This is a genomic window from Rhodococcus sp. NPDC055112, from assembly GCF_053607505.1.
This window is the reverse complement of the sequence record NZ_JBSGTR010000001.1, coordinates 94,309-110,339: the sequence shown is the minus strand read 5'-3', so window position 1 is coordinate 110,339 and position 16,031 is coordinate 94,309. Positions and strand designations below refer to the sequence as shown.

The 16,031-nt window shown below is 68.4% G+C and carries 16 protein-coding genes and 1 pseudogene; 8 read left to right on the top strand and 9 right to left on the bottom strand.

From position 1 onward, the window contains the following. Positions 1-56 precede the first annotated feature (56 nt). Complete coding sequence (locus ACWFRB_RS00495; protein WP_452638022.1) at positions 57-1,439, top strand: MFS transporter; 1,383 nt, start codon at positions 57-59, stop codon at positions 1,437-1,439. An 81-nt stretch (positions 1,440-1,520) separates the two neighbouring features. Here ACWFRB_RS00495 and ACWFRB_RS00490 read toward each other — a convergent pair whose 3' ends face one another. Both ACWFRB_RS00490 and ACWFRB_RS00485 read right to left on the bottom strand, forming a co-directional pair. Beyond that, positions 1,521-2,141, bottom strand: a complete 621-nt coding sequence (locus ACWFRB_RS00490) for a DUF4304 domain-containing protein (RefSeq protein WP_452638021.1) — start codon at positions 2,139-2,141, stop codon at positions 1,521-1,523. Between the two features lie 52 nt (positions 2,142-2,193). After that, positions 2,194-2,451 carry a hypothetical protein gene (locus ACWFRB_RS00485; RefSeq protein WP_452638020.1) on the bottom strand — a complete coding sequence of 86 codons (258 nt, stop codon included), beginning with the start codon at positions 2,449-2,451 and terminating at the stop codon, positions 2,194-2,196. Between the two features lie 312 nt (positions 2,452-2,763). On the opposite strand from ACWFRB_RS00485, the gene ACWFRB_RS00480 reads away from it, so the two are divergent. Further along, entirely contained in the window at positions 2,764-4,299 is a 1,536-nt protein-coding gene (locus ACWFRB_RS00480; RefSeq protein WP_452638018.1) for an FAD-dependent monooxygenase, read from the top strand. A 10-nt stretch (positions 4,300-4,309) separates the two neighbouring features. On the opposite strand, the gene ACWFRB_RS00475 is transcribed toward ACWFRB_RS00480, so the two are convergent. Next, the gene (locus tag ACWFRB_RS00475) at positions 4,310-5,278 is read right to left on the bottom strand and encodes a helix-turn-helix transcriptional regulator (RefSeq protein WP_452638016.1); all 969 of its coding nucleotides are present in this window, start codon (positions 5,276-5,278) and stop codon (positions 4,310-4,312) included. An 88-nt stretch (positions 5,279-5,366) separates the two neighbouring features. Here ACWFRB_RS00475 and ACWFRB_RS00470 point away from each other — a divergent pair, with 88 nt between their 5' ends. Continuing rightward, positions 5,367-6,020 (top strand): TIGR03086 family metal-binding protein, encoded by a 654-nt coding sequence (locus tag ACWFRB_RS00470; protein WP_452638014.1) that lies wholly within the window; start codon positions 5,367-5,369, stop codon positions 6,018-6,020. A gap of 111 nt (positions 6,021-6,131) precedes the next feature. On the opposite strand, the gene ACWFRB_RS00465 is transcribed toward ACWFRB_RS00470, so the two are convergent. After that, a complete protein-coding gene (locus tag ACWFRB_RS00465) occupies positions 6,132-6,266 on the bottom strand; it encodes a hypothetical protein (protein WP_397512699.1) in 135 nt (44 codons plus the stop codon). Between the two features lie 257 nt (positions 6,267-6,523). Here ACWFRB_RS00465 and helR point away from each other — a divergent pair, with 257 nt between their 5' ends. After that, positions 6,524-8,803, top strand: a complete 2,280-nt coding sequence (helR, locus tag ACWFRB_RS00460) for an RNA polymerase recycling motor ATPase HelR (RefSeq protein WP_452638012.1) — start codon at positions 6,524-6,526, stop codon at positions 8,801-8,803. On the opposite strand, the gene ACWFRB_RS00455 is transcribed toward helR, so the two are convergent. Continuing rightward, a complete protein-coding gene (locus ACWFRB_RS00455) occupies positions 8,738-9,958 on the bottom strand; it encodes a hypothetical protein (RefSeq protein WP_452638010.1) in 1,221 nt (406 codons plus the stop codon). The genes helR and ACWFRB_RS00455 overlap by 66 nt on opposite strands. A gap of 395 nt (positions 9,959-10,353) precedes the next feature. Continuing rightward, positions 10,354-11,223 carry a hypothetical protein gene (locus ACWFRB_RS00450; RefSeq protein WP_452638008.1) on the bottom strand — a complete coding sequence of 290 codons (870 nt, stop codon included), beginning with the start codon at positions 11,221-11,223 and terminating at the stop codon, positions 10,354-10,356. Between the two features lie 278 nt (positions 11,224-11,501). Here ACWFRB_RS00450 and ACWFRB_RS00445 point away from each other — a divergent pair, with 278 nt between their 5' ends. Then, positions 11,502-12,455 (top strand): DUF808 domain-containing protein, encoded by a 954-nt coding sequence (locus ACWFRB_RS00445; protein WP_452638007.1) that lies wholly within the window; start codon positions 11,502-11,504, stop codon positions 12,453-12,455. Between the two features lie 338 nt (positions 12,456-12,793). Here ACWFRB_RS00445 and ACWFRB_RS00440 read toward each other — a convergent pair whose 3' ends face one another. Then, complete coding sequence (locus ACWFRB_RS00440) at positions 12,794-13,075, bottom strand: hypothetical protein (RefSeq protein WP_452638005.1); 282 nt, start codon at positions 13,073-13,075, stop codon at positions 12,794-12,796. Between the two features lie 100 nt (positions 13,076-13,175). On the opposite strand from ACWFRB_RS00440, the gene ACWFRB_RS00435 reads away from it, so the two are divergent. The 3 genes and pseudogenes from ACWFRB_RS00435 to ACWFRB_RS00425 form a co-directional block, all read left to right on the top strand. Beyond that, positions 13,176-13,484, top strand: coding sequence for a hypothetical protein (locus tag ACWFRB_RS00435; protein WP_452638003.1), 309 nt, complete (start codon positions 13,176-13,178; stop codon positions 13,482-13,484). A 100-nt stretch (positions 13,485-13,584) separates the two neighbouring features. Next, positions 13,585-13,992, top strand: coding sequence for a hypothetical protein (locus tag ACWFRB_RS00430; protein ID WP_452638001.1), 408 nt, complete (start codon positions 13,585-13,587; stop codon positions 13,990-13,992). A gap of 94 nt (positions 13,993-14,086) precedes the next feature. After that, a pseudogene (locus ACWFRB_RS00425) lies at positions 14,087-14,173 on the top strand (integrase core domain-containing protein); the annotation flags it as partial. Here ACWFRB_RS00425 and ACWFRB_RS00420 read toward each other — a convergent pair. Both ACWFRB_RS00420 and ACWFRB_RS00415 read right to left on the bottom strand, forming a co-directional pair. Next, on the bottom strand, positions 14,170-14,826 hold the full coding sequence (locus tag ACWFRB_RS00420) for a response regulator (protein WP_452637999.1): 657 nt from the start codon (positions 14,824-14,826) through the stop codon (positions 14,170-14,172). The pseudogene ACWFRB_RS00425 and the gene ACWFRB_RS00420 sit on opposite strands and share 4 nt — an antisense overlap. Further along, entirely contained in the window at positions 14,823-15,959 is a 1,137-nt protein-coding gene (locus tag ACWFRB_RS00415) for a sensor histidine kinase (RefSeq protein ID WP_452637998.1), read from the bottom strand. The genes ACWFRB_RS00420 and ACWFRB_RS00415 overlap by 4 nt, the downstream gene beginning before the upstream one ends. Positions 15,960-16,031 lie beyond the last annotated feature (72 nt).

Sequence of the window (16,031 nt, the reverse complement as noted above, 5' to 3'; positions counted from 1 at the left end):
CGACGAACCCGTGACCCACCCCTGCCCATTTCACGTACTCGAAGAAAGTGTTCGCGATGCGAAAGCCGTTGATCACATCTCTGTTCACCAACCGCGACTACCTGCGACTGTTCACCGCCCAGGTGTCGGCCCTCTTCGGTACCGGCTTGACCACCGTCGCACTGGGACTGCTCGCCTATGAGCTCGCCGGTGCGGACGCGGCCGCCGTGCTGGGGACCACGCTGACCCTCAAGATGCTCGTGTACGTCACGGTCGCGCCGATCGTCGCCGCCTATGCCCACCGCTTCCCTCGCCGGCTCTTCCTGGTCGGGCTCAACCTGATTCGCGCCGCCCTGGTGCTGGCACTGCCGTTCATCGACCAGATCTGGCAGATCTACGTGCTGATCGCGGTGCTGCAAACCGCCTCGGCCGCGTACACGCCCACCTACCAGGCGATCATCCCCGACATCCTGCCGGACGAGCGCGAATACACCCGAGCGCTGTCGGCCGCGCAGCTCGCCGCCACGATGGAGACCCTGCTGAGCCCGATGCTGGCCGCGGCGGTCCTGACCCTCATCAACTTCCACTGGCTGTTCGTCGGCACCGCAATCGGATTCGTGGTATCAGCAGTCCTGGTGATCGCGACCCGCATCCCGGAGGCCCGGTCCGCCACCGCGGACACGTTCCGGGAACGGATCGCGGTGGGCATGCGGATCTTCGCCGCCACGCCACGGCTACGCGGTCTACTCGGCCTGAACCTGGTGGTCGCCGCCGCGGGTTCGGTGATCATGGTCAACACCGTCAACTACGTCCGTGACACGCTCGGCGGCACCCAGTCGGGAGTAGCAATGCTTTTGGCCGCCAATGGGTTCGGCACGATGCTCATCGCGTTGTCCCTGCCGCGGTTCCTCGACCGGCTCGGCGCCCGACCCGTGATGCTGGCCGGTGCCGCCACCCTGATCGGCGGACTCGGAGCAGCCGTCGCCCTGTCGGCCGCCGATGCCGGCGACTGGCGCTGGGGTGCAGCGATCGCGGTGTGGGCCGTGGTCGGCGCGGGTACCGCGGCGGTGCTCACCCCGACCGGCCAGGTTCTGAGGCGCTCGTCGCAACCCGCCGACCGGCCCGCGCTCTTCGCCGCCCAGTTCTCGCTGTCGCACCTGGCCTGGCTGCTCACCTACCCGATCGCGGGGTGGCTGACCACCGCCGGTCTCACCATCACCTGGATGACGCTGACCGTGATCGCCGTCATCGGGATCACTGCGGCCGTGTGGATGTGGCCGCGTCACGACCCGGCGGAGATCACGCACCTGCACGAGGCCGGGACCATCGACGCCGCCCGGCTGGTCGACGCCGACCGCGTGGGCGAACGGCTCTACCGGCACACCCACGTGTTCGTCATCGACGCCGAGCACCGGCGCTGGCCCGCCCAGGATGCGCGGGAGCGTTCGCTGGTCGCATGACCAGCTCCGGGCCCATCGGCGAGCCCGCGAATCCCGTTCCGGCCCAGTATCGTTCGATCCGGGCCGGGCCACGACCGCTCTCTACCCTTGTTCGCGATCGAGGATGGCTACGTCATAGGGTTCGGCCGCTTTCCGGAACTGCTCCTCGAGGCGCGGCCAGCGGTCCTCCGTGCAGAACCGGGACCGCGCTCTGACGTACTGCTCCCGCGCGCCGGACACATCGCCCGTGGCGAGTCGGTAGCGGAGGATGTCGAAGTCGATGTCCGACCCGACGGAATGAGCGATATCGTCAGGGCCACGAAGTTGACCCATCACCTCGAGCGCACTGGTGAGTGCCACGCGTAGCCGGCTCGCGGCCGCGGGAACATCGGTGTCGGCATGCACGGTCACGTGCGGTCCGATTCCGGTCGCGATGCTCTCGATCCGGCGGCGGTACTGGCAGTCGACCTCGGCCGGGCGCTGCTGGGGTGTCCGTCCGATGGCCCGGTCGAACTCCGCCGAGTAGACACCGCAGTTGACGTAGAACCGAATCAAGTCGTGGCTGTTCCCCGCCGACCGTTGCAGGTTGATGACGTCGACCAGACCATCCCGCTCCCGAGTGAAGGTCAGCTTTCGCTTCCGGAATCCTTGCTCCTTCAGGAGCGGTACAGCACTCTCGCCGAGAAGGGTGACGAATGCGTGCTCAGCCGACGGATGCTCCATCCGACCATGCTCGCAGACCCGGCTCCGACTGCAGGAGCCGCTCCGCCCGCTGTCAGGTCAGCGCTTCGGCAGACGATTCCTCCCACGCATCTCCGGTCCACGAGATGTCAATGGGATACTCGCTGTTCACCCCGGTGGCCCAGTAGTCGATGAGGCCGTGGTGTGCCGAGTCGAGTTCGATCCAGCCGATGCGGAACTCGCCGCGCAGAACACGCTGGGCGCTGCGGTCTATCTCGGCCAGCGAGGCGCAGAGCCCCCGGATTCTCGACTCGATCCAGTCCGCCGTGGGATCGACGACGGTGATCTCCAAGGGGTCGTCGGCACCGAGTGGGATCACGATCAGGAGTTCGCCGGAGCCCGGCCGAACCTCACGTGTGGCATGACGCTCGTAGGCGCGCAACAGGTCTCGTGGTTCATAGGGTGAGCGCGCATCACCGGAACGCCTTGGCCGAGCACAACGAAACACCGGCCTATTCTGCCCCGACGAGGAAGAGAGAATCACTCATGGCTTTTCCCTTTTCAAGATATAGCGCACCGGGGGGCTTGCCGCAAGACCGGGGTAGTACCGCAGAATCGCTGGCCTGAGTCAGAACCGAGGAAACGGGAGTCAACGAAAATGCCAGTGACGGACACCGACGTGATCATCGTGGGCGCTGGCCCGGCCGGCCTGATGCTGGCCGGTGAGCTGCGTTTGGCCGGAGTGCGAACTCTGGTATTGGAGCGACAGCCGCAGATTCAAGACGTTCCGAAGGCCAGCGGCATCGGCGGGCGGATCCTGGACCTGCTGCGCTACCGAGGTCTGCTGGAACGGTTCGAAGCGGCCAGTAGCGACCCCAACATTGCTCCCCGGTTCCCTTTCGGCGGTATGCATTTGGACTTCACGGACATGGCGGATCCGCCGATGCGGGCGCTGCCGATCCCACAGATGGAGATCGAGCGACTGCTCGACGAGCACGCCCGCGACCTCGGTGCGAACATTCGCCGCGGCCACGAGGTGGTCGGCGTGAATCAGGACGACGCCGTGGTGACCGCGGACGTGCGCGGGCCGGACGGGCCGTTCCGGGTGACCGCCCGATACCTGGTCGGCTGCGACGGCGGACGCAGCCGGATCCGGGACCTGGCCGGTATCCCGTTCCCCGGCACCACCTATCCGGAGGTCAACAGGCTCGCTCAGGTGGCCCTGCACGATTCGGTGACCGTGCTCGCCAACGGCGATATCGACGTCCCCGGGTTGGGCAGGATCCAGGCCGGGTTCACCCGAACCGATCACGGCGTGTTCGCGTTCGCGGCCGGCTCCGGAGTTCTGTCGCTGCAGACCACCGAAGGTGAATCCACCGAGTACGCCGATGACGAGCCGCTGACCCTGGCCGAGCTCGGCGACAGTGCCCGACGGGTGCTCGGCGCGGATCTGCCGTTGGGGGAGCCGATTCGTCTGTCGCGCTACACGTTCAAGGATCGGCAGGCCGAGCAGTACCGCGCCGGGCGGATCCTGCTTGCCGGCGACGCGGCGCATCTGTTCCCCGCCACCGGCACCGCGCTGAACGTCGGCATGCTCGACACCGTCAACCTCGCCTGGAAACTGGGGGCCGACATCCACGGCTGGGCACCGGCCGGACTTCTGGACACCTATCACGACGAGCGCCACTACGCCGGTGGGCGTGCGCGGCTACAGACCCGGGCCCAGGTGGCGCTGCGGCGCGGACACGACGCGGCCGCCGACGCGCTTCGGCAGCTCTTCCAGGAACTGGTCGCCGACGAGCCGGCATTGCGCCGCATGGGATCCCTCGTCGGCCACACCGACATTCGCTACCCGATGCCGGGCTACGACCACCACGCCTTGGCCGGCACCTTCGCGCCGAACCTCGCCCTGCACACCGACCAGGGCATGACCAGTGTCGCGGAACTCATGCACCCCGGTCGGCCCATCCTCCTCGACCTCGCCGACCGCGCCGATCTCCGCGAGGTCGCGCGGGACTGGGAGCACCGCATCGACATCCACACCGCCAAGACCGACGATCGATCGGCCGACGCCCTGCTGATCCGCCCGGACGCTCACATCGCCTGGGCGGCCACCGTGGACGAACCCACCGATGCCGCCGCGCCCGCGCTGCGGGAAGCGCTCTCCTCCTGGTTCGGCGATCCCAGCCAGGGTCGCTGAGCCAGTTTCGCTACGGTGCCGATTCCACCGAGGCGGAGTACCGCCTGGCCAGCGTGCGCAGATGCGCGACCAGTTCCGGTGGGCCGTCGACGCGGAAGTCCATCATCAGCATGCTGAGGTAGATGGCGATGGTCTCCAGGGCGTCCGCGCCGGTCAGCAGGACGCAGGTGTCCGCGTCGACCGCCTCCACCACGCCGACGGCGGGATTGATGCGGGCGATCACCGTTTCGGCGGGCGCGAGCACGGTGACGCGGGCGTGCACCTTCCAGCCGGTGCTCGCGATGTGGCGCATGACGAAGGCGATCAGGTCCTCGTCGGGCAGCGCGCGGGGCCCGAACCGGCGGCTGCCCGCGGTCGCCCGGCGCACCTGTGCGACAGGAATCGCTCGCCAGGAATGGATCCCGATGTCGTAGGCGACCAGATACCAACGCCGCTGCCAGTTGATCAGCCGGTACGGCTCGACGTCCACGGTGTCGCTCTCGATCTCGATGGACACCGCGGTCGTGTCGCGGATCGCGCCGGCGAGGGCGGTGAGCACCGCGGCTGGCACCGGTGCGTCCGGCTCTCGCGAACCGGTGGTCGCCGGCCCGAGGGCGGTGGCGTTCCGCAGTGCTGTCACCTGACGCTGCAGCCGCTTCGGCAGGATCTGTTCCAGCTTTGCCAGGGCTCGCGCGACGCTTTCGGTGATGTCCGCGATGCCGGTGGAGCCGTCCGCGGCGAGGTCGATCGCGACGGCGACCGCCACCGCCTCGTCGTCATCGAGCAGGAGCGGCGGCATCGTCGAGCCGCGGCCGAGCCGGTAGCCGCCGATGGCGCCGCGTTCGGCGTGAACCGGGTAGCCGAGTTCGCGCAGTCGCTGGATGTCGTTGCGCAGTGTGCGGTCGGTGATGTCGAGCCGTTCGGCCAGCTCCCTGCCGGTGTGCGCGCGGTCCTGCAGCAGTGAGAGCAGGCGCAGGACGCGCGTTGTGGTGGCCGCCACATTCACCTCCGAAATAATTAGGAACGAATCCAGCCTAATGGCCCCATAGGCTCATTTCACACCAAGGAAGCACGACGAAAGGTCCGACATGAACCTCACCACCGCCGCCGACGCCACCGCGACCCTGCGCCCCGTGTGGCGCGACGTGCTCGCGACCTCCTACTCGGCGCTGGAAGGCGTCGTCGCAGGAATCGGCGACCAGCAGTGGCAGTTGCCGACCCCGTGCTCGGAATGGAATGTCACACAGGTGATCCAGCACGCCGCAGGTGACCAGCTCGCCTTCGCCCAGGCCCTCGGCGTCGGGGTCGGACCCGCCTACAACCCCTTCGACCCCTCCGGTGCCATCGACGGCTCGGCAGCGACACTGGTGCGCGAGGCGATCGAGCAGACCGCCGCCGCGTGGTCGACCGTCGCCGACGACACCGATTCCGTTCCGACCCCGCTGCCGCACGGCGCGTTCGCGACCCCGGTCGCCGCGGTCATGGCCGCGCTGGACGCCGCCGTGCATGCCTGGGACATCGCGATCGCGACCGGCCAGCCGTCGCCGCTCACCGATGAACTCGCCCGCCACCTGCTCACAGCGGCACGCACCGCGCATCCGGCGCCCGGCAGCGGCATCGAGGCGGAGATCGTTGAGCCGCTGCGTCAGTGGGGCGCGTACGCCGCGGTGCTCGAGGACGAGTCGGGCGATACCACGGTCGCCGAGCTGCTTCGGTACCTCGGGCGTGACCCGCGCGCCTGACCCGGGGTGGTGCCGGCGCGTTCCGAACTCGGCTGCCGAGTGCGCCGCGTCAAAAATGCCGCCCCTCCCGCAAAGGGGAGGGGCGGCTTTAGATCTGGTGTTGGCCGCGGGCTAGAAGGAGTGTCCCAGCAGCAGTTGCAGCGGCATCGTGATCCAGAACACGCCGTTGAAGAGCGCAGATCGCAGTGGATCACCGGCCAGGTACCCCTCGCGGATCCATTCCAAAGCGTCAGTGGCCGAACCCATGTGCTTCCCTCCCTGTTGTTGCAATACATCAGAACTGTCGGCAGCGACGGGCGTTCCGTTACAACACGAAATTGCCGGCGCCGGGCGCACACTGCGACGCCGCTTCTCGAGGGATTTGTCCGTCCGGACGAAGAATGGAAAGGATTCCGTACCCCTTTCCACTTTCAATGTATAGCGCACCGGGGGGCTTGCGGCAAGACCCGGGTGATGCCGCAGAATCGCTGGCCGAAGCCAGAACCTGCGGAAATGGGGGGCACATGTCAACTCAGGGATACGAGGACGAGTTGCGGTCCGAACGGAGCCACGTGGCCGGGCTCTACGCGCGGCTCGACGCCGAGCGCGCGCGGGTGAAGGGTCGGTACGGCGCGGCGCTCCGGAGCCCGATCGACGCCGAGAACGGCGGGACACTCGTGGACCGGGACGCCGAGGTGCGTGCGCTGGCCCGGGAGGTGAATCGGCTGGAGGTGGCCGACAACGGTCTGTGCTTCGGCCGATTGGACACCCTGTCGGGCGAGCAGGCGTACATCGGCCGGATCGGCATCTTCGACGAGGAGAACGAGTTCGAACCGCTGCTGCTCGATTGGCGGGCACCCGCCTCGCGTCCGTTCTACGTCGCCACCGCCGCCAGCCCGGAGGGCATGCGGCGGCGTCGTCAGTTCCACGGCGGCGGGCGTCAGGTCGTCGATTTCACCGACGAGGTGCTCGGCCGCCCTGATGGTGCCACCGAGGATGACCGAGGAGACTCCGCCCTGCTCGCGGCGGTCAACGCGCCGCGCGGTGAGGGGATGCGCGACATCGTGGCGACGATCCAGGCCGAACAGGACCGGATCATCCGGCTCGACCACCCCGGGGTGCTGGTGATCGAGGGCGGCCCTGGCACCGGGAAGACCGTCGTGGCGCTGCACCGCGTCGCGTACCTGCTCTACACCCAGCGGGAGCGGATGGAACGCCACGGCGTGCTCGTGGTCGGACCCAACCCGGCATTCCTGAACCACATCGGCCGCGTGCTGCCGTCGCTGGGCGAGTCCGACGTGGTGTTCATGACCACGGGCGATCTCGTGCCCGGTCTGCGCGTCACCGCCGAGGACACCCCGAAATCCGCGCGGCTCAAGGGTTCGCTGAAGATCCTGGACGTCCTCGCCGCCGCGATCGCCGACCGGCAGCGACTGCCGGCGGATCCGGTGCCGATCGATCTCTCGGACGTCACGGTGCGGATCGACGCCGCGACCGCGGAGTGGGCCAGGGAGGAGGCTCGCGCCAGCGGGATGCCACACAACGAGGCCCGCGCGGTGTTTCGCGAGATCGTGACCTACGTGCTCACCGAGCGGGCGATAGCTCGGATCGGCCGGGGCTGGCTGACCCGGAAGGACGAGCAGGCGTGGGAGGAGTTGCGGGCCGACCTGGTCGCCGAGCTCTCCGACAACGACGCGTTCGCCGCCGCGCTCGACGAACTCTGGCCGATCCTGACGCCGGAAATACTACTGGCACAGCTGTACACGTCACCCGAACGACTGCGCGCGGCGGGCGCCGCCCAGGCACTGCTGCGCGCCGACGGCGATGCCTGGACGGTGTCGGACGTGCCGCTGCTCGACGAGCTGGTCGATCTGCTCGGCCCTGACCCGTCGGCCGAGCAGTCCGCAGCGCGGGAACGGAAGGCCGAGGCCGAGGCCGAGGCGGCGTACGCTGCCGGCGTGCTCGACCTCATGGTCGGTCGTGCGGACCACATGGACGACGACGACCATCTGTTCGCGACGGATTTGCTCTATGCCGAGGACCTGGCCGATCGATTCGTCCAGCGAGACACCAGGGAGCTCGCCGAACGCGCTGCGGCGGACCGGGACTGGACGTACCGGCACGTCGTGGTCGACGAGGCCCAGGAGCTGTCCGAGATGGACTGGCGGGTGCTGATGCGGCGCTGCCCGGACCGATCCTTCACGGTGGTGGGCGATCTCGCTCAACGCCGGTCGGCGGCAGGCGCGACCTCGTGGGACACGATGTTCGAGCCGTACGTGCCCGGCCGCTGGGTCTACCGGTCGCTGTCGGTGAACTACCGCACCCCGGCGGAGATCATGACCGTCGCCGCCTCTCTGCTCGCGGAGTTCGCACCCGGAGTCGAGGCCCCGGAATCCGTCCGTTCCTGCGGTGCCCTGCCGTGGTCCAGTCGGGTCTCCACAGACGAAATAGACTCTGCCATCGAAGAATTCGTTCGAGACGAGGCCGGGCGCGTAGGCACCAGCGTCGTGATCGGGCCGGCGGACATCCCGGGCACGGTGGCGGCGTCGGACACGAAGGGCCTGGAGTTCGACGCCGTCCTGGTCGTGGAGCCGGAACGGATCCTCGCCGACGGCCCGCGCGGCGCGGCCGAGCTCTACGTCGCCCTCACCAGGGCCACCCAACGTCTCGGCGTCCTGCACACAGGCCCATTGCCGCAGGCCCTTGCCGGACTCGATGACTCCGGGACAACCCGGCCCTCAGCTCAGGAACCCGATCTCCGACAGCTCGGTCCGGAAGCTTCCCTCATTTCCGGCCTGAGCTGAGATCCAGACGGTCAACCCGGAGTACGGCGTCGAAGCGGCGAGGGCAATGGGCGTCACACCCGATTGCAGGGTCGCTGCGCCCAGCACCGCGGTCTCTTCGAGGGCTCCGCCGACCGGGGGGAGGGTTCGTATCTCGACGCGGGCTCCCGCGGTGGGCGATGCGATCCACACCCCCCTCAGCGCGGTGTCCGGGGGTAGCGCCACCGTCAGCCCGACACCGTTCTTGAATTGCGGGAACTGCTGCATGTAGGTGTCCGTCGACCAGGCCGTCTCCAGCTTCCCGTCGACCGCCAGGCCGCTCGCGAGCGCGTTGTCCGGGTACTGCTGGGGCGAGTACACGGCCGCTCCACCCGGGGCGACGGGGATCAGTGGAGGCGGCGGTGGCGGCGCGTCGTTTCCGGAGGGCTCTTCAGCGGAGGCAACGGCCTCGAACGTGGGCGGATCGGCAATGGACGTCCCGATGAGCCATCCGATCGCGCCGAGCAGCACGACGGCGACCACTCCGATACCGGTCAGCGCAGCCAGAGCGCCCGGCCGCCTCGGGTCCCACTGCGTCGCAGGCTCTCCATCGGGGATCGGGGCGGGAGCCGGAGCTTCCGGTGGGGGCGGCTGATCGACGATCCCCTGCAGCGTGTCGGTTATGGCGACCGCGGTCACCCCCTGGCCGTCCCGCCTCGTCATGAGCCCGAGGGCGTCGGAACCCTGGACTCCTGCCGCCAACGTCTTGACCACACGGCAGAAGCCTCGAACGTCGCCGCCGCGCTCGCTGGACGCGGGCGTCCCCGGAAACGCGACGTACGCGGTGCCATCCAGACTCACTCGCACCCGCCCGTCGTCTCCGATCGCGAGTACCACCCCCGACTCGTGGAACCTCCGCATGGCGTCGGCTAGCTCGACGACCGCGCGGGCCACACCCAGGACCGAGGTCGAGCCGGTGGACGCCTCATCCACTGACACACTGGGTATCCACTCAGCGACCACCGCGCTGAACGAAGGCCCGTCGACCATGTCGAGAACGGAAGCGACAGCGGCAGTCCTGACCTGACCCAGCACCACCGTCCGCGCAAAGACCTCGTTGACGGACGAGCGGCCGAGTTGCGTACTGACACCATCGATGATGGTCAGCGCGACCTCGCGATCCAGGACCCGATCCATCGCATGCCAGAACTCGAAATCGGCGGTGACACCGCAGCGCCGGAGTAGACGGTAACGACCGTCTCCGAGAACAGATCCCGCCGACCGGACCGCTCGATGTCGCGAATGTCCGTTCGGTACAGGGCGTATGGCCTCAGGTGCATGACTGCGGATCTGACCGGCTTGCATTGCTACCCACCCCCACACAGACAGATCCCGCTCGGGCGCTCGCGAGAACGACGCGACCCTCCATACGTACCAAGAGAAACGGTATCGGATGACCAGGCCCACACCTGATTCGACGAAGGATGCGCGTTTGGTCGAATACCCGTGCGGGATCTGGAGAGTCCGCCGAGCGGGCACGATCTGACGCCTGCGCTCGGACGGGATCTACTGACCCGGTATCTGGCTGGCGCTCAGACGAACCCGCCATCGAAAAACGCCAGAAGTGCCGGCTCCGGGTCCGCCGCGGTGGTCGTGTTCGCAACGCCGACAACGATCACGCCCAGCGACACCGCCGCGGAGAGAACAGCGACCGGCCTCAGCATGCGCCTCGTACCCCTGGCAGAAGACTCCGTGCTCGCACGCCACTTCCACATCACCACGCTCAGCCCGATGAGAACGGCGGCCACGATCGCGGCGATCACGGCCATCGCCGCGTGATATCGAGAAAAGTCGCTGATCATCACATCGAGGACGGGCGCGGTCCGGTCACCGCCTGCACTCGGGGAGTCGGCCAGTTGCTGCCTGACTTGACCGAGAGTGTCGGCGAGCCCTCCGTCGGTTTCGCCGACCGGCAGCATCGACATCAGCGAGGAGAAGGGCGCCACGGCTCCCTGGATGTTGGCCATCACCACCGCCAACGAGAACAGAGCAGCCGTAGTGACCAGAACGCCGGCCGCCGCGAGCGCGGCACGCCTGACCGCCCCGGTGCCGCCTGCCATCGCGAACCCCTTCCAGAGAAGAACGCCGAGCGCAACGAGTGCGACCAGCAGGAGCCCAGCGATCACACCCTTGGCAACGTGGTATCGGACCCAGTAGTCGACAACCCCCTCCAAGCCCGGGGAGAAGTCGCGGTCGCCGGTACTCCAATACGCAACGAACGCCTCGCGGACTGCGTCGAGGAGGCTCCGCTGGTCGGGGAAATCCTCGCCAGGCCCGATCGCCGCCAGCGTGCGCGGGGCGACCACGAAGGCGGCGACGAGCGCCGCGGCGAGGGCGACGAGCAGGGCGAGGGCGCGACCGGAGACCTCCGCGGGTCGCGGCGGGGCAGCGTGCCGGTGCATGGAAGCTCCTTCAGCTCGATCGAATGTTCGCGCGGGTGGGTCGCGAGGCTGTCGTCACCCGATCACCATTCCGCACCAACGACCGCCCGGTCACTGGGGTTCACCGCACGCTTGGGGGTGGGGCCAGCCCCACCCCCTTGGCCCCTTAGGACATCCCGCCCCGGCCACCCGTCCGCGGTCAGCCGGGCAGCAGTGACCACCGGTTCGGTACCGTTCTGTGTCGACGCGCGACCGTGTGTCGTTCGACCGGCTCTGTACATCCGAACTGGGAGGTTCCCGTGGCTGGTGGTCTCGTCGCCCTGCTGGACGACGTCGCTGCGATCGCGAAGGTGGCCGCGGCGTCCATCGACGACATCGGTGCGGCGGCCGGCAAGGCCAGCATCAAGGCGGCTGGTGTGGTGGTCGACGACACCGCCGTCACTCCCCGCTACGTGCACGGCTTCTCTCCCAAACGCGAACTGCCCATCATCCGCAAGATCGCGATCGGGTCCATCCGCAACAAGCTCCTGATCATCCTGCCGGTGGCAATGATCCTGAGCCAGTTCCTGCCACAAGCCCTGCCGTACCTGCTGATCGCCGGCGGCATGTTCCTGTGCTACGAGGGAGCAGAGAAGGTCTACGAGGCACTGACCGGCGGTCACCACGAGGACAAGGGCGCGGCCGAGGCGCTGGGCGGGCCCGAGCACGAGAAGACGATGATCAGCGGCGCGATCCGCACCGACCTGATCCTGTCCGCCGAGATCATGGTGATCTCGCTGTCGTCGGTCGAGGACGAACCGTTCTTCACCCGGCTGATGGTGCTCATCGTCGTCGCAATCCTCATCACCATCCTCGTGTACGGCGTGGTCGCCCTGATCGTGAAGATGGACGATGTGGGCCTCGCGCTGGCCCAGCGCAAGTCGTCGTTCAGTCAGCGGATCGGCCGCGGCCTCGTGGCCGCTATGCCGAAGGTGATGGCGGTGCTCACCGTGGTCGGGATCGCCGCGATGCTGTGGGTCGGCGGCCACATTCTCATCGTCAACGTCGGCGAGGCGGGCTTCCACTGGCCGGCCGATCGCCTGCATGACCTCGAGCACTGGTTCGGTGAGCTCGTGCACGGCGGCTTCGGTGGCGTTCTGTCCTGGACAGGTGGGACCGTGGCGTCCGCGCTTGTCGGACTGGTCGTCGGCGCGATCGTCGTCCTGATCGTGCACCTGATTCCGAAGCGGAAGAAGGAGAACGCAGCGCACTGACCGGTCCGAAGCCGGCGTGATCCGTTGTTCCACGCAGCTCACAGGTCAGCGTTGTGCGATCTTTTGGGGGGGTGGGGTGTTCGACGACGCGAAGTTGCGACGGCGGCTGCGGGAGGAGTCCCCGGGTGCCCGGCCGCCGTCCGCAGGATGAGGAGTGCCGCCAACACGTCCAGAACCCCGCACCGGCCTGACGCTCACGCCCAGGCCGGGTGCGGGCGGGACTCACGAGCCGCAACTGCCGGGAACCACGCCATCAAACCGCCGCTGTACCCCGGCCAATCCGGCGGGCAGCCATGCTGCTTGTGCTCACGTGCCAACCCGGTTCGCGGCCCGGGCGGTCAGAATCCGACGCTTCCGAAGTTGAAGGCGTCGAGGCTACCGCCGCCCCCGCACCCCGGGGTCTCCGGAGCCGGCACCGGAGCGCCGTCAGGCGCCGGATTGACCGTGACGGACTCCGACACCGTCCTGCCGTACTGGGTGACACTGATCGTGTGGGTACCGGCCGTCGTCGGCGTCCACGCCCAGTAGCTGGGTCCGGAGGGAGCCTGGCCCGGGTGGAAGGAGTTGAAGCAGGTTCCGTTGTCGCTGAGGGTCACCCGCGACTGGGGGACGGGGAACATCGAGCCGCCGAACCCTTCCACACTGACGCCCGCCCTCACACCCACCACGTATCCACCGGGAGGCGGGGACGCATCCAGGGACAGCATGCCATCGGGGGACGTGGCCGCCGATGCCGAAGCCACGGTGCCGAAGGCGATGGTTGTTGCGCCGGCCAATGCAACGATGATTGAACGCTTCAAGTCGATCCTCTGCGCTAGTGATATTTCGACGCCGAGCGACGTCCTGGTGATCACACCGCACACCGCTGCGGTTGTCCCCGGTGAGAGCTACCGGGATCCGGCGGGCTGGTACCCGGTGTTCTTCGACAACAACAAAGAACACTACTGTTCTTCATCTCTTCAAACCGCCGCTTCGAGATCTTCATCAATGGATGGAGATTGCGCCGCTTCCGGTGCAGTTCGGGGCTGACTGAGTGCCAAGAACCGAAGCCATCAATGCCCGTGGATCAGTCAGGGCACGCGCCGCTGAATTGACTGGTGGCCCCAGCTCGCTGCGATAGGAAGAGGGCATGACGCCGGAGGAGCACGCTGCCCGTATCCGCTCGCTGGGACTGCCGGAGGTGGTCGTGCGCATCGCCCTCGAGGGGGGCGAGACCGTGCACCCGGTTCTGCAGAACCGGGCCGACTCTGTTTGGGCGCCAGCATGGTCGATCGTCGAGCGGCACCCCGAACTCGTGCCGTTGTGGAGCTCGGGCACCAACGCGGTGCTCGCGGCGACCGACGGCACCGTGCACTGGTGGAGTGCTGAGTACCCGGACAAGCCGCTCGAAACCTACCCCGACTTCGCGGCCGCTGTCCGCAAGCTCCTCACTGACCTCTGGGAACTGGAAAGGGACGACGATGACCGCAAGGCCGTCGCCGAGCTACTGCTGCCGCCCGGGCAGGTCGAGGCGGCCCTCGAACCGGTCGAGCGCTAAGCGACGTACCCATCGACGAGTACGGCCGACACGCCCGCGATCGGTCAAAGTACAGCGGCACATCCGGTCCTACTGACCGCCGGACTCAGGCGCCTGGAAGGAGGAGTACAACGACGACCGGCCGCACTCATCGCTCGGCTACCGAACCCCACGGGCCTACGCTGAAATCTGTACCCACTAATCGACTCTCACGCGCCTGGTGCCGTAAGCCCACATCGCGATCTCGACGCGGTTGCGGGCGCCGAGCTTGGCCATCAACGATGCGACGTGGGTCTTGACCGTGCTCAGGCCGACGAAGAGCTCGGTGGCGATCTCGGCGTTGGTCCGGCCCCGTGCCACCAGCGCGAGCACCTCCTTCTCGCGCTCGGTGAGCGGGTCGATGGGCTGGACCGGTACCACCGGCGCCTGGTCGGCGAAGGTCGCCAGCAGCCGGCGGGTGACGTTGGGGGCGATCAGCGCGTCCCCGTTGGCCGCCGCGTGGATAGCCTGCACGAGGAGCTCCGGCCCGGCGTCTTTGAGCAGGAAGCCACGGGCGCCGGCGCGGAGGGCGCCGAGGACGTACTCATCGAGGTCGAAGGTGGTGATCACGACGACCGCCATCGGGTCCGCCACGTCTGGCCCGGCCAGGCGCCGCGTCACCTCGACGCCGTCGAGCCCGGGCATCCGGATGTCGATGAGGAGGACATCGGGACGCAGCCGGGTCGCCAGGTCGAGCGCTGCGAGCCCGTCTGCTGCCTCCCCCACGACCTCGAGGTCGGGTTGCGCGCCGAGAATCATCACCAGCCCGGTCCGGACCAAGTCCTGGTCGTCGGCTACGACAACACGGATGCTCATGCAAGCGCCTCCACCGGCATCACGGCCTCGACCACCCAGCCACCCTCGGGCCCCGGCCCCGCGGAGAGCGATCCGCCGAGGAGCTGGGCGCGTTCGGCCATGCCCAGCAGGCCGAACCCAGGCTCCGGGGCCGGCCCCGGCTCGGTCCGTCCATCGTCGCTGACCCGCAGCCTGACGGCGTCGCCCTCCCGGCGTACGTCGATCCCGACGCGGGTCGCGCTCCTGGCGTGCCGTACGGCGTTGGTCAGCGACTCCTGCGCGAGCCGGTAGAGCGCGGCATCCACGGGTCGTGCCAGCCGGGTCAACGAACCGTCCAGCGAGACCTCGACGGTGGGCGTCGCGTCGGCACGCGCCAGCGCAGGCAGGTCCGCGACACCCAGCTGCGGTGAGTAGGCGACGGCTTCCTCCTCACGCAGCACCCGCACCATGGATCTCATCTCCGCCAGGGTTCGCGACGCTTCAGACTCGATCGCGGCCAGGATCTCGACAGCCTTCTCAGGCTCGATGCCGGCAACCACGCCACCGGCCTGCGCCTGCACCGCGATGGCCGAGACGTGGTGGGCCACAGTGTCGTGCAGCTCGCGAGCCAGCGCCACCCGCTCCTGATTGCGGATCTCGCGCTGTTGGCGATACCAGAGATCCGCGCGGTAGCGGAACACCGCCGCGAGGGCGACGAACAACAGCAAGAGGACGGTCCCGCCGAAAACGTCGGCCCAGCCCGCGGAGGAGACGTACATCCCCAGCGCGACGACGGCCGTCACGAACGCCGTCCCCAAGACCATCTCTCGGCCCGAGCCCCACCGCACCAGGGAGTAGAGCAGGATCAGGACGGCCATCATGGAGTAGAGGCCGAGGTCGGCGTGCGCAGTGAGCTGGAGGACCGAGAGCAGCCCGGCGACGCCCCACCCGACCAGGGCGGCCATCAGGGGGCGACCCCGCCGCCAGAGCAGGGCGGGCATCAGCGCCAGGGCGAGCACCGTCACAAGGGGTCGCGAGGCCAAGGCCGGCCGAGCGATGCCCTCGACCAAGGCGGCGGCCGCGAACACGCCCACCAGCAGCCAGTCGAGCCGACCGATGGGTGGGGCGTCAGCAGGCCGCGGCTCATGCCAGATAGAGCGCCGGACGGTGACCACGGCTCCAGCCTAGGGGTCGGCGCGCCTCGGCGTACCCGCCGAAAGTACGAGAGAGAGACCATGCCATCGGCC